The organism is Photorhabdus sp. RW14-46 (assembly GCF_963887965.1).
In the GTDB taxonomy this organism is placed as follows: domain Bacteria; phylum Pseudomonadota; class Gammaproteobacteria; order Enterobacterales; family Enterobacteriaceae; genus Photorhabdus; species Photorhabdus laumondii.
The window spans coordinates 126,396-141,644 of record NZ_CAWPHH010000011.1; the positions used below are offsets into that span (position 1 = coordinate 126,396).

The following is a 15,249-nucleotide window of genomic DNA, read 5'->3' on the forward strand; positions in this document are numbered from 1 at the left end:
CAAAGAGGCAACTTGAAAGATGACGAGTATATACCTCATCTCTATTAACGGATAAATAAACCATGTACAATATCTGAATATTTTCTGAGTATGCGGCATCTCAAGAAATAATTCATTTACCTTTTTCAATAAGTAGGTTTTTCAAATGCATCAAACTGATGTTACTGAGCGCTCGCTCTTTTCGTTAAGCTGGCCGATTTTTATTGATATTCTTCTCCATCTGGCCACTTTATTAATTAATACTTATATGGTGAGCCATGTTTCTACTTCTTATCTGGCTGCTATGGCTGTAGGTAATCAGGTATTTGATCTGTTTATCACTATCTTCAACTTTATCAGTGTTGGTTGCAGTGTCGTTATTGCTCAATATATTGGTGCAGGCAAACGGGATAAAGCCAGCCAGGCGATCCATATTTCTATTGCATTCAACTTCTTGCTTGGGTTTAGCTGTGCGCTGATTACTATCTTCTTCGGCTATAAGATCTTGTCTATCATGAATATGCCGGAACATCTGATGGAAGATGGTTTTAACTATCTACACATTCTGGGTATCTGTCTTATCCCCGAAGCTATTTCGATTATTTTGGCTGCTTGTTTGCGGGTTTATGGGAAATCAAAACCGGCAATGTATGTTACTTTGATTGCTAACTTGCTGACAGTGATAGGTAATATGATCGTCCTGTATGGTTTCTTCGGATTACCTAAATATGGTCTGGAAGGCGTCGCCTGGTCTACAGTCTTTGGCCGGATTGTTGCCGTGATCCTATTATTCTGTCTGCTCAGTTATGGCCTGCGGATCAAATTTACGCTGGCGGGTTTCCTACGCTGGTCACAGGGTATGTTGGGCAAAATCTTATATATCGGTTTACCCGCTGCGGGTGAAAACGTCGTGTGGATACTGCAATATATGGCGGCCATAGCATTCATTGGACTGATGGGTGAAATTTCACTGGCAGCACAAACACTCTATTTCCAGCTATCACTGTTTGTGATGTTATTTGGCATTGCCACCAGCATTGGTAATGAAATTATGGTTGGTCATCTGGTCGGCGCTAAGCGGTTTGAAGATGCTTATATTCGTGGCATTAATAGTCTGAAAATCGGCTGTATCGTCACTATTGGCGTGGTCACTGCTTTCTGGCTGTTGAGAATGCCGATTCTGCATTTTCTGACGCAAGATGAAGCTATTATCAAACTGTTGTTGCCGCTATTCTTGCTGTCCGTTTTTATGGAACCAATCCGTACCGCGAATATCATTATGGTGAACGCATTACGCGCTTCCGGTGATGCGCGTTTTCCACTATATGCGGCCATATTCTTTATGTGGTGTATTGCTATTCCAGTGGGATATTTTTTGGGGATCAAAATGGAAATGGGCATTTTAGGTATCTGGATCGGTTTCTTCTGTGATGAATGGCTGCGTGGGCTCACTAACATCTGGCGTTGGAAATCTAAAAAATGGCAAACTAAGCGACTCGATATTTGAATGATTAAAATATCCCCGTTATCTTTCAAATTGCCTCTTTGTTAGCTACATTCGCTCACCCCGGTCACATAGTTATCTATGCTCCCGGGGATTCGCGCCCTTGCCGCTGCGATCCATCTTGAAATCCATTGGGTATATACAACCATATAGAATCACAAATGAAATTATATTATAAATGATTGTTATCAACAATAAACTATTTTATAAAAATCACCTATGCAACATGTTTATATACAATATATAAAATAGAAAATAATTCCACGAAATGAATAGAATGTAATTGCATATTAATCATCGGTTACTATTTTAAATTCTCGGTAATTATATTTCCCTTATAATTAGAATTAACCACTTTAATAAATTCAATTATTAATATAATTTATTTTAGATAAATTAGAATATATTGAAATCATTACCTAAAAAAACAGATTTATATTATTTTCAATAATTAAAATATTAGATAAACAACACGAAACTCCCCCTATAAACATTAGCAGAATTCATTTCCTATATATTTAATCCGAATCTCTATTTACCTTCCCCTAAATTAACCCCTCTTAAGTAAATATAAGATTAATTAGCTGAACAAAGTTATCCAAATTGTTATATTTAGCTAATAACCTTATTGAGAAATTTTTCCTTTCCTCTATTATGAGTCGATGAACGGTTATTAAGCTCATTAAATTAACCCTCATATTCCTGGGCATATTTATTGCATTACAACTTGTAATTTCATTAATCACAAAACGTTATTAATTTATTTATATACCTTATAGATTTCAAGATGCGTCGCGACGGCAAGGGCGCGAATCCCCGGTCACATAGCTAACTATGTGACCGGGGTGAGTGAGTGCAGCCAACAAAGAGGCAACTTGAAAGACGACGGGTATAATTAATTAGGATGCATTTAATGATAAGTAAGGAAACATTCGAGATATTTCCCTCGGTAGATATTGTTGACGGAATAGCAATGACATCGAATTCCGCAATTCGATTAACCCGAGGTGAAAGCTCAACATTACGGAGACCTTTAGGTACCCCGGCAGAAGTAGCACTAGCCTGGCAAAATGCCGGGGCAAAATGGATTCATGTTGTTGATCTTGATGCTGCGTCAGGACGTGGCTCAAACAGCCATCTTATTGCTGATGTCTTGGCTGCGGTCGATATTAACGTACAAGTCTGTGGCGGAATCAGAGATGAAACCATCTTGCGCAAAGTATTAGCCACTGGATGCCAGCGAGTTAATTTGGGGACCGCAGCATTAGAAAATCCAGATTGGTGTGCCCAAGCCATTGCAGAATATGGCGATAAGATCGCCATTGCTCTGGATGTAAAAAGCACATCGGAAGGTTACCAATTGGCAACGCATGGATGGAATGTCAGCAAAGGCAATCTCTGGGATCTCCTTGAGCGCCTAGACAAACAGGGTTGTCAACGCTATGTCGTCACCGATGTTGAACGGGGAGGCATGATGAGTTCGCCAAACTTCACGCTATTACAGGAAGTCTGTGCGAAAACGTCATCACCCGTGATTGCCGGCGGCGGCGTATCGAGCCTGGATGATCTCCGCGCTTTAGCCGATTTGTCCACTATCGGTGTCGAGGGTGCCATTCTTGGTCAAGCGCTACATATTGGTAAGGTTCCTCTCGAAGATGCCCTTGCTGCAACACAATCACCGAGACGTTGAATATGTCTGAATCTTTATCTCCTACATTGGATCTTCGCTCTATTGGTTTACTGGGCGAATTGCGCGGCGTACCTGAAACAGACTATTTAACTAAAGAAGTGATGGCGCTGCCTGGTTTACTCACGGAGAAGCCAGCATTCGTCGGATCCCGCGGTGCGGCCTATTACGAACAAAAATCTTGTCACGAATTACTGATGACGGCGAAATATTACACAGAATACATCGCTCAACTTGAGTGTAGCGATAAGCTGTGTACTGCCCCATCAAAATACATATTGGCCGATCATAGCTTGGCAAAATTGCTCAGAATTGTTGATAGCTTATTAAGTTCTCCGCAGACGGTTAACGAAGATATTGTGTCATTTATCGATGGGATCAAAGAGTGTGCAAAAGTCGTCAGCTCAACGCTGATGGGCACACCATTTACTTTTTCACCCTCGCCGATCCATAACTTGAAATTGCCGTTGGCTACGGAACACAAAATGCCCAGACCATTTATTGAAGGGGATAATCATCTGTTAACTTTGGCCGCAGCCCAAATTGACAAATGCCCCAACTCCTCTGTTGTTGGCATCATGTTAGGAGGATCAGCGGCAGCGGCAGTCACAGCCGCAGCATGGGATAGTGAGCTCAATTTAGTGAAAGTTTCACGTTACGATGATACGTCTCACAAAAGCAGCCATCTCTGGGGGCGCAAAATTCCATCAGGGAGAACCGTGACAATTATTGATGATAATTGCGGAACAGGCGACACCTTACGTCAGGCAACCAATCTGGTCATGGCCCAAACCGGACAACGTCCAAAGGCCCGTGCCGTCGAACTACATTGGGAAAAATTATTACGTACTCGCGTTTATGGGCATGCTGATCGTGTATTCAACCCTGAAACTCTAGATGTCTTGACGCCTTGGTGTTTCAGGCATCATCAGGTCCTGAATCGTTTAATTGATCAGCCTTTCGCTGATGATAAATATGTTCATACAACTACGGCGGATTGGGTTGCCTATTCATACAGTTTATTGTCTGTCCTTCATGACACCCTGACAAACTCAACATGGGCAGCCAAATTATTGCGTTTTTTATTAAATCTAAAAGCACAAACACCGCTGAATTATGAACAACCAATCGATGCATTTAAGGCCCTGGCACATCAATGTCCTGAATGTTCAGCTCGCAAAAACTCGTTTGGAAAAGGAGTTAATTGATTATGACAACAGCACATATTATTTGGGATTGGAATGGCACATTACTTAATGATGTCAATGTTTCATTGAGTGCAACCAATTTCGCATTGGCAGAAATGGGTATTAACCCTCTAACGCTGGAACAATATCGCGAATATTATTGTGTTCCAGTACAAACTTTCTATAAACAAGTGATTGGCCGTGAACCCTCATCTTCTGAATGGTCAGTGATCGGAAAAATATTTAATTTTCACTATCGACCGGGTATTCAGAAAGCCAGTTTAACGGAAGGTGTGAGCCAGCTCCTCGCTTCCCGCTATGAAACAGGTGCAACCCAATCATTATGTTCACTGATGGAGCATAATGAATTAGTCCCTATGCTTGATAATCATGGTATTGGCAAATTCTTTACCCAAATAGATGGTAGAAATACGCCATTATTGACCACCGGCAAATCAGAGCAGTTAGCTAACCATCTCAAAAAACTCAATGTTGCTCCTGAGCAAAGTGTGGTTATTGGAGACGCTACTGATGACGCAATTGCCGCATTAGCGGCAGGAACTCATGCCATTCTTTATACCGGAGGAACCCACAGTCGTGTCAGTCTTGAAACTGCCGGTGTTCCCATTGTTGATACATTAAGTGAAGCGTTATTAATAGCTGACTCTCTAATCCAGAAATAATCATAAAGGATTATTCAAAATAATCGGATAAGAAAAGGGATAATTTATAACGATATATGAATAGATAGTTAGCATATTAGTTTTAAAAGAGCAGATTATTCATCTTAAAAAGATTATCCAAACTGGATTATTTAACTATTATTTAGAGTAAATCAATAAATAATTAAGGAACAGATTCATGTTAACGGCTGTAGTTGGACTCCAATTTGGAGATGAAGGTAAGGGAAAATTTGTTGACTATTTATCTGGCAACATCAATAACATTGCTCGATTTAATGGCGGCGCTAATGCAGGCCATTGTGTGCAACATGGTAATCTAAGAGGCTCATTTTCTCAATTACCGGCCTCACTCAACAAAAAGAACTTATATATCTGCCAAGGTGCTTTAATCAGTCTTCCCATTCTGGTTAAAGAGATCGACTTTATACAAAAAGAAAACATTGATTCTCATATATTTATCGATCCGCGATGCCATATTGTCTTACCATTACACTCCGAGTTAAATCGAGCGTCAGAAAAATATAAAGGTAAGCAGAAGATCGGCTCAGTGGGTGTCGGTGTCGGGGCCTGTGTTGAAGACAAAACCAACCGTCATGGCATTCGGCTTATTGATACACTTGATAAAGAGAAATTAAGGAGTAAATTAGAATTTCTTTGGAGTATTAGGGAAAAGCAGATTAACCATGTTTTTAATGCACAAGCTTCATTAGATTTTGAAGAGATGTTAGAAACAACACATCAATATGGCAAGAGGATAGAACCCTATTTCACATTCACTAATGAAATTATTGGTGACTTACTTAATTCGGGAGAAGATGTTTTACTTGAGACATCACAAGCTACCTTCTTGGATAATAGCTTTGGTACTTATCCTTATACCGTGGCATATCAGACATTAGTGCAAACCTGCTTTGCCATGATAGGTATACCGGCACAGAAAATGCATATTGTCGGTGTGATGAAATCCTATATGATTCGTGTCGGCAACGGGCCATTCCCCACCGAATTATTGACAGAACAGGCTGATTATATTCGAGAGCGTGGGAACGAATATGGCACCGTTTCAAAAAGGCCAAGGCGTTGTGGCTGGCTGGACTTATCCCTGATTAAACACGCGGTGAAACTCAATGGTGTAACAGAACTCGCGATAACGAATGTTGATGTTCTTGCTGATTTAGATGAAATAAAAGTCGCTATCGCCTATGAAATTGATGATAAACTCGTCTGTTGTGATGATGCATTATTGCAGCTCGATAGAGCCAAACCTATCTATAAGACATTTAAATCCTGGAACGCACTTAACTCATCCTATACAGATTTAACGGAGCTACCTATTGAACTGATTGACTTCTTATCTTTTATTCAAGACTATGCTGGTGTCCCAATTAAATATATTTCATATGGACCAGACAGGAATCAGACATTAGTAGTGAAATAAAAGCGTGGAGAAAATAATGATTAACTATGTAACAGGATTTATGTTTTCTAAAGATAAAAAACATGTCTCGCTAATTTCAAAATTACAACCCAGTTGGCAAAAAGGGAAACTCAATGGGATTGGTGGAAAAATAGAAGCGGGAGAAAGCCCCCAACAGGCAATGGCAAGGGAGTTTGCTGAAGAAGCTGGCATTGAAACACGTCCTGAAGAGTGGCGACTATTTACCGTATTAACTCGTCCTGATGTTTATCAGGTAAATTTTCTCTATATGTATGATGATCGTGTCTATTCTGTCAATTCTATTGAAAAAGAGATCGTTAATATCTATGAAGCAAATTCATTACCCGATAATGTGATCTATAATTTACGTTGGTTGATCCCTATGGCGGCCGATGAGCATTTACGCTTCGATAAAGAAATAGAAATAACAGAAATGCGGGGTTAGATACGGTATCTAATTAACGTTTTGACGTTCTAATAAACACAGAAACACCTGCGCTTGAAATAGGTGCTTCTGTGAAATAGAAAACAACATCGTCACCAAACCATTTCGATAAATTCCCCAGCCTAAGCAGATGGCTCAACGAAGTTAATATCCGACCACACGGAAATAACCGCGACGGCCTTGGCTTGCCCGCCGGCACCGTCAGTCTTCAACAGAATCGGTACCACAGACAGTTGCGTTGAAGCGGTATAACTATCGCCCCCCAGCTTTACGTATCTCGCCGACTGCCCTGCACCTCGGTGCCCGGTACTGAGTGATAAGGGTTTATTGGCAAAATCGAAGAACGCGAAGGCGACCTGATCTATTGACGAGGCCAGCGCATGCGGTTTGCCCGGCACGAAGGGTCCATCGATCCGGTAGAGCAGGCGTGAATTTTGGAATACCGCGTCATCACCAGAACAGGTGCTGCTTATCCCGATCTGTCTGGCCGGTGCCAGTGGGTCTCCCGCCTGTTTACCGGCTCTTTTTACCGTTCCCCAATCCACCGATGAGGGCGTCAGGACAACCGCACAGGTGGACGGCTTTTTAACAGATGAAAGGATGACTGTGGTCCACAGGGGTTTCAGCCTCCCGTTAGAACCCGATATGGCGGCGGGAATCCAGCCGATCGCGCCCACTGACAGGGGGCTGCCTCCTGCCTTCGCATTGAAATTGCCGTCACTGTCCGGGTAAATTGCGCCTGTCACGGTACGGACACTGACATCAACCAAGCCGTTAGCATCGGGAACACAGGGAATATTAACGCCGGCACTCCGCCCTGTCAGACTGGCAGAGCGATACGTACCGGATAAACCGTGCGTCTGGCAAGAGAGTGAAGATTGCCCGATATCAACCATAAAGTCGCCGGATCGTCCCACTCGGACGTGACTCGGTGACGACGAAGAGATTAATGGGTTCGTTCCAGATTCCACCGTGTAGGCCATAAACTGCGTTCCAGCCGGGACGCGACAAGTTGTCGACCAGTCAAGGGGGCCACTGGTGGTATAACCCACTATCTCATCACGTGAGTAATCACGTTTATCTTTGTTGTTTGGCACCGTGGCATAACCCGTAACATGACGAACCATCTGTACCAGTTCAATCTCGCAGTCCTGATAACGCTCTGCCGCTTGAAGGGGCAAAGCAGTCAATAAAAAGAGCAGTGATATCCCCAAGCCTATGAGGGTTGGAACGGGGTTCTCTACATGACAGCCCCACAAACGTTCAGTGTTTAACATTCTTCTTCTCTCCAAATAACCCATCTGTTCAAATCGCTGACTTTAACTGGCGGGATAACCTCACTTTTAGTGGTGCCCACATGAAGTAACGCTTATAGACACACGGCATCTGCCTGCACCAGTTGCCCGGGGGTATCGGGCGGCACCTGATAACGAGTAGTGCATTGTTGCGCTGCCCCGTTTCCCCATTTGACTTTCACGCGACCGGCGGGAGGCATGCCGCTCAAATAAACTCGGCCGTTATCGCCCACAATGCCGCTGCCGGCCTGAGTGGCATTCTCTTCCAGCGTCGCGGTGGCACCAAAAGGTACCGGTTTGCCATGATGTATCAACGTCAACAGTAACTGGCTGCCTGAGCGAACCTGATAATTGGCCAGCGTCACTGCTCCCCTGGTCGGATAAACATTCTTGCTGGTCTGGTCAATATCGACCCCTTCCGACAGGGTGGACGGGTCCAGATTGATGGTGTTTTTGTGGTAGACCGATCCGCCCGGCAGTACGGCATAGCCACGCCAGTCGGTCTGCACGTTGCCGTCACCGACCGTCACCCCTTTCGCTCCGGGTGCACGGACCAATACGGCTTCATCACCCAGTGAACGTGATAGCGTCATGCCGTAAGGGTGGATTAGGAGGGCACCGGAAGCCCCGTAAGTGAAATGATGGCTATTGGTACTGTCGTTGTAGCCCAGATTAACGTTGCCCTGACTGCCCTGATAACTCAGAGACAAAGCCCGACTGTTTTGCTGGCCACGATTCCCCCAACCTTGCTGGAGGTTATAATTCAGGCGGTTATCCCATAACATGCCACTGATGCCGGTCTGCTGAGTCAGGTTACCTTGCGAGTCGCGCGAGGCCGTATAGCGGCTGTAAACTCCCCGTAGCGCCGACGATGATCCGAAGAGACTAAGTGGGACCTGCATATTGAATGACACCTGACGATTCTCCGACCAGTTGCCTGCCCCTTCCATGCGATAAATGTTATAACTCAGGTTATAGCTGATCCCCATTAGCATCGCGTTATAACCCAAATTCAGATTGTTGTCGGTACGGCCATTCCAATAATCGTTGCGCGTCCCGGAGGCGTAAAGACTGCCCCAACGTCCCAGCGTTTGATGCAGACTCAACTGCCAAGTGTTTTGACGTCGGTCAAGCGCCCACGGCACTTGATATTCATTCAGGCTGTACCCCATGCTGTTAACATCGCTGAAACTGTAATAATGCTGAGTGGAATAACGATAGGCGGCCAGATCAATGTTGGTGCCGGTACTGATCAAATTCTTGGCATATTTCACCCGATAAGCTTGACCCTGTTGCCAGCTATTTTCCTGTCCCTTAACCCCTTGCAACTGGGCACGGGCAAACGTCACATCCGCAGACAGTGCGCCTAATGCCCCCAGTGACACGCCCGAGCCGAATACACCTGACTGATAATTGCCCGCGGCCAGCCCCCCGCCATACAGAGTGATATTGTGTGGCAAACCATAGATCAGGCTGCCCAGCGCAAATACCGGGGAACGGCTGCCATCAGTGAGGTTGCCGCCGTGATATTGACCAGCCGTCAACTCATATTTAATGCCACCGGGACGCTGCATCATCGGGACAGATGAAGAGGCGAGGGTCGAGACACGGGAACTGCCATCTTCCTCTTTGACCGTGACCGTCAAGTCGCCAGAGTCCCCGGTGGTGTACAGGTCGGTGAAACGAAATGGCCCCGGCGCTACCGTGGTTTGATACACGGTATAACCATTCTGGGATACCGTCACCTGCGCATTGGAGCTCGCCACACCGGTTATCTCCGGGGCAAAACCGCGCTGACTTTCAGGCAACATAGCCTCCTCAGAAACCAATTTCATGCCACGTAACGGGATGCTGTCAAAAATATCCCCACCGGTATAGATTTCACCGGCCGTAAACTCACTGCGCAGTGACTGCACATCACGTTGCAGATAGGTATTACTCACCTGCCATTGGATCTGCGTAGAGGGGGAAAAACCAGCGGGACCTCCGTTGCGCTGGCGATTGTAACTGTAAGTTTGCGTACTACGCAGACGCCACGGCCCCAGATTCACCCCATTACGAAAAGAGGCAAACAGGTTACGGGAGCGTGATCCACCGCCAGCTTCCTGACCGTCATAACGACCTTCCGAACCATTGACGGTGTAGTTCATCAAAAAGGCCGAGATCCCGTTATCCCACAGTGATGGGTCAACCATCCCGGAATGGTGGGGCTGCATAGCTGCTTGAGGAACACTGAGGTCCAGACGTAAACGGGCGAAATCCAATATCGTGCTGGCATGTGGGATCTGTTTCGTCAGATCCGTGATGGGGCTGTCACTCGCTTTTCCCTGGAAAGCCGGTAACCCACGAATATTGACCCCATACTCTTCGAGCTGTGCAACCGTTAATACCGGTTGCAGATGATCATCCACCAATCTAAATTCAATCTCGCGATTATCCACCTTATTTTGGTTCATGTAGATATCCACCAGATAGCGTCCCGGTGCAACATAGCCCGCGTTTTCATACGCCGAAAGATCGATATGCTCCTGCTCCCCCGTCGACCCCATCAGGAACGCCGGATTAAAGTATTCCCGCGCGGAGGTGGGCAAGGTTGTCGCCGTCAGTGAGCATAACAGACAGACATATACAGGACGGAGCCGGAAACTGCCCGGCTGACCGGGCGAACATTGGCTACCCGTCGGCCGCACAGACGAAAATAAAATGTTTATTGTCATAGCTCATCTCTGCTTCTAACTTAAGCCTATGTGGTTAATCTTGAGGTCACTTTGCCGGTCATCGCCCGCAGATGAGGACAGGTCATAACGGAACATGGCGATCCTGACTATCGCCGGGAAAACGCCAAACCAGCGGCCCCGATCTTCCAGCGGTAAACGAATGGGTCTGAAACGAATGTGTTTGAAACGAATGTGTTTGAAACAAATGGGTTTGAAACGAATAGTTTTGTATGCCTTTCGGGGGCACCATTGCCTGACGGGTACGGTCATCTGCCTGTTGTCCGCCGACTTTCAGGACCGAAAAGGTCAGAAAATAGGGTGTGGGGTTTTCCACCCGTAACTGCGTCCCTTGAAGGGAAAATTTCACCTGTTTAGCCACCGTGGCGTTATCCCGAGCAGGTACCCCTTGAGGGCGATAAAACAGTCGGATATTCATTTGTAAGGCGACCTGCACTTGCGAATCTTTGCCGGTCTGGCGCTCTGGTGCTCCCATGTCCGGTACAGCGACGCCGGGGATAGCCCGCAGCGAGACCACAAAGGCCGATTCCCGATCCTGCGGTAATTGCCCGCCAAGCTGGCGAATACGGAACGAAAATTGCTCGCCAGCCTCAACCCGTTTTAACGGCGGCAGAACGATAAAAGGGGGAACTTGCCCGGTTTGGGTGTCAAAGCGACCGGTATCGGGGTCCATCGGGCTGACAAATCCCTGTACCAGATAGTTCTGTGCCGTGTGATTAATCATGCTGAGGGTCACGCCGCGCGGGCTATCGTTAGCCACATAAGATAACTGCATCGGGGAGAACGATAACCCCGGATTCTCCGCCGCCTGCACCTTTAACAGGCCACCTAACAGCAGGGCGAAACAGAAAGGGTAAATCATTGATCCACCGGGTGCTCGCCCATTCCCGTTACTGACTCTCTTCACTTTCCACCTCTGGATAAAACAAGGGCGAATTTAACGCGCCACGTTGGCGGTAACCACTTTGGCGGTAAATAGGTTTGAAGCCCCGCCGTAATCGTTAATCATCGACCAGCTCACCGAGCTTTGACTCACTTGCCCAACATAGGTCACACAATCCTGCGGCGCTATCATGGAGGGATAGCGGTTCAGATCGAGCGCCTGTCCATCCAGCGTGAGACTGTCCAGCGACAGAAAATACGGGGTGGGATTGCACGCCTTGATGCCATCGGGTTGCGACTGAAAGCGCAACTGTCCATACGCCGCTTCCGGCAACAGAGGCAAGCTACGCGGTCGCCAGAAAAACTTAATTCGCATCCCCACGCTCATCGATGCCTGTTCCCGAACAGACTCATCCGTCATCTGTTGAGTCGCAGGAATAGCGTTCATCTGTACATACCCGAGCGATTCCCGATCCATCGGAAAAGGGGGCTGATTAAAGGTTGGCAAAATACGCAGGCTGTTCCGACTGTTGGCTTCCAACCTGAACAGCGGCGGTGTCACCACAAACGCCGGAGTGGTTTTCTCCTGATCTTCCATTATCCTTACCTGCACCAGCCACGCCTGAGGTGTGGTGTTAACCACCGTCAGCGTTTGTGCCCGTTCCCCTTGGGTAAAAATCACCCGGGTTTTATTTAGGCTGATACCGGCGGCTCGACAGGATTCTGTACCACTCATCCCTAACCCTAGCCAGAACACCAATAGCACCAACCGGTACCACGCAGGGCGTACCCGACCTGTTTCCACAACGCCTCCTGAAACCTGTTACCTGAATCACACTCAGTGATAGTCAAATTGAAATTGAATGTGCGCAGTCAGTTCACCGGGAGTCGGCACAGCCGTGCCGGATTCATGCCGCATATCCATCAGGAAGGTAATTTGACGGTCTTTAACGGCGTTACCCGATGGTGCCAAATTCACATAATCGCCATTTTTCAGGTAGATCCCCAACCCGCCTCCCGGCAATTGATAGCGCAGGCCAAATCCCACATTTCCCGCCACCGTGGACGCTTTATCCCGAAATAACGTCGGGTGCTCTTCTAGCGTAGTGCCGGCTATTTTAATCGCCGGGGTACGGCCTGCTCTGGCTGATCCCGCACAACCTGACAATGCCAACGTAATGGGTTTGCTGCCCGCCGCCGCAATATGTTGCGTGCTATACCGCACCTCGGTGAGTGGTACGGATGAAAACACCACATGGGATGTCTGCATGTAGAGCTCACAGGTTGGCTGCTCCAGCGTCAATGCCAACGTCAGTTCTGCCGTGTTTGGGCTCGCTCCCCCGGGCAGGGAAACGGTACAGAGCAGGCCAGCTAATGTTGTCTGTCTGATAAGAACCCACGGTTTGCGCATTACGGTATCTCCCCCTGATAGGTGGATTCTCCGCCGAAGTCATTAATCACCGTCCAGCTTACTTTGGCTGGATAACGCCCTCCTTTAAGTAGTAAAGAGAGGTCAGAGAACGGGGAGACCATGTTCGCTTTCTGCTGCGTCATCACCTCCTGTCCACCCACTTTTAGGGAGGTTAAAGTGATGTAATAAGGTGATGGATTGGTGACCGTGATTCCCGCGGCTGTCGGTTTGAAGCGCAGTGAACCAAATCCCTGCTCCGGCGAAACCGATAGCCCTGAAGGGCGATACATCAGCTTAATCGTGTTGGCTATAGCAAACTGTATTCCGCCGGAGACATTCCTCTGAGAGCGATTATCGGATTCAGAGCTTAACGGAATGGCCTTCGCCGTAAACCAGAACAGCGATTCCCGGTCGGCAGGCAGCGACGGACCCGTTTTGATGATGCGCACCTGATTCTGGCTGTCTGGTTCCATACGAAACAGAGGCGGCGTCACCAGAAATGGGGCGGTTTTATCTCCCGTAGAAGTAGAACTGACTGTCGCCTGTATTAAATAGACCGTCTCTTTACTGGTATTGCTCACTGAGGCGGTTGTCGCGCGGCTATCCGCTGGATAGATAATGCGGGTAGTGTTGATCCCCACTCCTTCCGCCTGCGCGGAAGTGGCCGGGCAGCCTAACAGACCGGCCACTATCATTGCTGTCATCAATCTTTTCACTGACTCACCTGAAAATATCTGGGTTGGTATTGCGTAAGTAACAATTGGACCTCCCTGTCCAATTCCACAACTATGTGTTTCTAACGCCTGACAGCGTTAAATTAGTCATACGCGACTTTCACGGTCAGGCTCGCTTTGGAGTCTGCGGCTTTTACCGCCGTCGTACCAATCCTAGCCAGCCCTACCTTAAGCGTGATGGCATTATCACCGGCTACTGCGGGGGCATATTGGGGATCTTTTAGATTAATTCCTGCATTTGGTGGTACAACCTTATCGTTTAACGTCAGCAGAACCGCATGGTCGGCGATTGCCGTATTACCCGTAGTGTTAATAAGCTGAAAGTAATTATTGGATGCTGCTGTTGCGGTACCGGCAACCGTTAATTTAACGCTTTTCGCTGAACTCCACAGAGGGCATTTTTCTGTTTTAATCGTGACGAATTTTTGCGAGTTAGCTAAGATTGCGCCACTTCCTAACGCAGTAAAATCAGATACCAACGCGGTGAGACTAACAGGCTCTATTGCTGCAAACTTACACGTCTCCGCAGTCACTGAAGAGCTCACCGCCAAGGTGCCGGCACTCACTTCCTCCGCCATAGCCTGCGACATTCCCCCCAGACACAGTGCCGCTATTGCACAGGTCTTCAAAATTTGTTTTTTCATTTCATCGATTCCTTTTATCTATTCGACACATTTTGCGTGAAACAACATCACGACAAGTTAAACAACCAGATCGCTAACGCGGTGCGTTTTACTTGTCATTTGAGTTATTTTGTTTGCTGATTAACTTCTGAAGTTTGGTTCAACCGTCGATAACATATCGATTTCTGAGCGGGAAATATTGACAGGCAGTTTGTTCCTTTTTTGAAACAATCAATTATTAGCTTTCGATATATAACCTATGGATTTCAAGATGCATCGCGGCGGCAAGGGAGCGAAAAAGCTGGTTTATGCAGCGCCGATCGGCGCTGCAACGATAGCAATAACTAAGCAGAGGGGTCGACGAAGTTAACATCCGACCACACGGAAATGACCGCGACGGCTCTGGCCAGCCCTCCGGCGCCGTCAGTTTTCAACAGAACCGGGACCACAGACAGTTGGGTTGAAGCGGTATAACTGTCGTCCCCGAGCTTAACATATCTCGCTTCCGCCCCTGTACCCCGGTGCCCGGTACTGAGTGATAAGGGTTTATTGGCAAAATCGAAGAACGCGAAGGCGACCTGATCTATTGACGAGGCCAGCGCATGCGGTTTGCCCGGCACGAAGGGGCCATCGATCCGGTAGAGCA

Annotated in this window: 13 protein-coding genes and 1 pseudogene; 6 read left to right on the forward strand and 8 right to left on the reverse strand. The window is 47.1% G+C overall.

The features are described from left to right. Positions 1 to 145 precede the first annotated feature (145 nt). From AACQ38_RS11835 to AACQ38_RS11860, 6 genes are all read left to right on the forward strand, one after another. A complete protein-coding gene (locus AACQ38_RS11835; protein WP_011145172.1) occupies positions 146 to 1,486 on the forward strand; it encodes an MATE family efflux transporter in 1,341 nt (446 codons plus the stop codon). Between the two features lie 910 nt (positions 1,487 to 2,396). Further along, on the forward strand, positions 2,397 to 3,173 hold the full coding sequence (locus AACQ38_RS11840) for a HisA/HisF-related TIM barrel protein (protein ID WP_011145171.1): 777 nt from the start codon (positions 2,397 to 2,399) through the stop codon (positions 3,171 to 3,173). Between the two features lie 2 nt (positions 3,174 to 3,175). Further along, entirely contained in the window at positions 3,176 to 4,378 is a 1,203-nt protein-coding gene (locus AACQ38_RS11845; protein ID WP_165578198.1) for a phosphoribosyltransferase, read from the forward strand. 2 nt (positions 4,379 to 4,380) lie between these two features. Beyond that, positions 4,381 to 5,040, forward strand: coding sequence for an HAD family hydrolase (locus AACQ38_RS11850; RefSeq protein WP_165578199.1), 660 nt, complete (start codon positions 4,381 to 4,383; stop codon positions 5,038 to 5,040). A gap of 178 nt (positions 5,041 to 5,218) precedes the next feature. Beyond that, the gene (locus tag AACQ38_RS11855; protein WP_165578200.1) at positions 5,219 to 6,478 is read left to right on the forward strand and encodes an adenylosuccinate synthase; all 1,260 of its coding nucleotides are present in this window, start codon (positions 5,219 to 5,221) and stop codon (positions 6,476 to 6,478) included. Between the two features lie 16 nt (positions 6,479 to 6,494). Next, positions 6,495 to 6,923 (forward strand): NUDIX domain-containing protein, encoded by a 429-nt coding sequence (locus AACQ38_RS11860; RefSeq protein ID WP_011145167.1) that lies wholly within the window; start codon positions 6,495 to 6,497, stop codon positions 6,921 to 6,923. A 122-nt stretch (positions 6,924 to 7,045) separates the two neighbouring features. On the opposite strand, the gene AACQ38_RS11865 is transcribed toward AACQ38_RS11860, so the two are convergent. The 8 genes and pseudogenes from AACQ38_RS11865 to AACQ38_RS11900 all read right to left on the reverse strand — a co-directional run. Next, positions 7,046 to 8,200 carry a hypothetical protein gene (locus AACQ38_RS11865; RefSeq protein WP_165578201.1) on the reverse strand — a complete coding sequence of 385 codons (1,155 nt, stop codon included), beginning with the start codon at positions 8,198 to 8,200 and terminating at the stop codon, positions 7,046 to 7,048. A 92-nt stretch (positions 8,201 to 8,292) separates the two neighbouring features. Next, on the reverse strand, positions 8,293 to 10,935 hold the full coding sequence (locus tag AACQ38_RS11870; RefSeq protein WP_165578202.1) for a fimbria/pilus outer membrane usher protein: 2,643 nt from the start codon (positions 10,933 to 10,935) through the stop codon (positions 8,293 to 8,295). Between the two features lie 82 nt (positions 10,936 to 11,017). After that, complete coding sequence (locus tag AACQ38_RS11875) at positions 11,018 to 11,860, reverse strand: fimbria/pilus periplasmic chaperone (protein WP_165578203.1); 843 nt, start codon at positions 11,858 to 11,860, stop codon at positions 11,018 to 11,020. A gap of 30 nt (positions 11,861 to 11,890) precedes the next feature. Continuing rightward, on the reverse strand, positions 11,891 to 12,571 hold the full coding sequence (locus AACQ38_RS11880; RefSeq protein ID WP_242685573.1) for a fimbrial biogenesis chaperone: 681 nt from the start codon (positions 12,569 to 12,571) through the stop codon (positions 11,891 to 11,893). A gap of 102 nt (positions 12,572 to 12,673) precedes the next feature. Beyond that, positions 12,674 to 13,246: a fimbrial protein gene (locus AACQ38_RS11885; RefSeq protein WP_011145162.1), complete on the reverse strand. Its 573-nt coding sequence runs from the start codon at positions 13,244 to 13,246 to the stop codon at positions 12,674 to 12,676. After that, positions 13,246 to 13,962, reverse strand: coding sequence for a fimbria/pilus periplasmic chaperone (locus AACQ38_RS11890; RefSeq protein WP_165578205.1), 717 nt, complete (start codon positions 13,960 to 13,962; stop codon positions 13,246 to 13,248). The genes AACQ38_RS11885 and AACQ38_RS11890 overlap by 1 nt, the downstream gene beginning before the upstream one ends. A 101-nt stretch (positions 13,963 to 14,063) precedes the next feature. Beyond that, positions 14,064 to 14,624, reverse strand: coding sequence for a fimbrial protein (locus tag AACQ38_RS11895; RefSeq protein ID WP_165578206.1), 561 nt, complete (start codon positions 14,622 to 14,624; stop codon positions 14,064 to 14,066). Between the two features lie 323 nt (positions 14,625 to 14,947). Next, a pseudogene (locus AACQ38_RS11900) lies at positions 14,948 to 15,249 on the reverse strand (hypothetical protein); the annotation flags it as partial.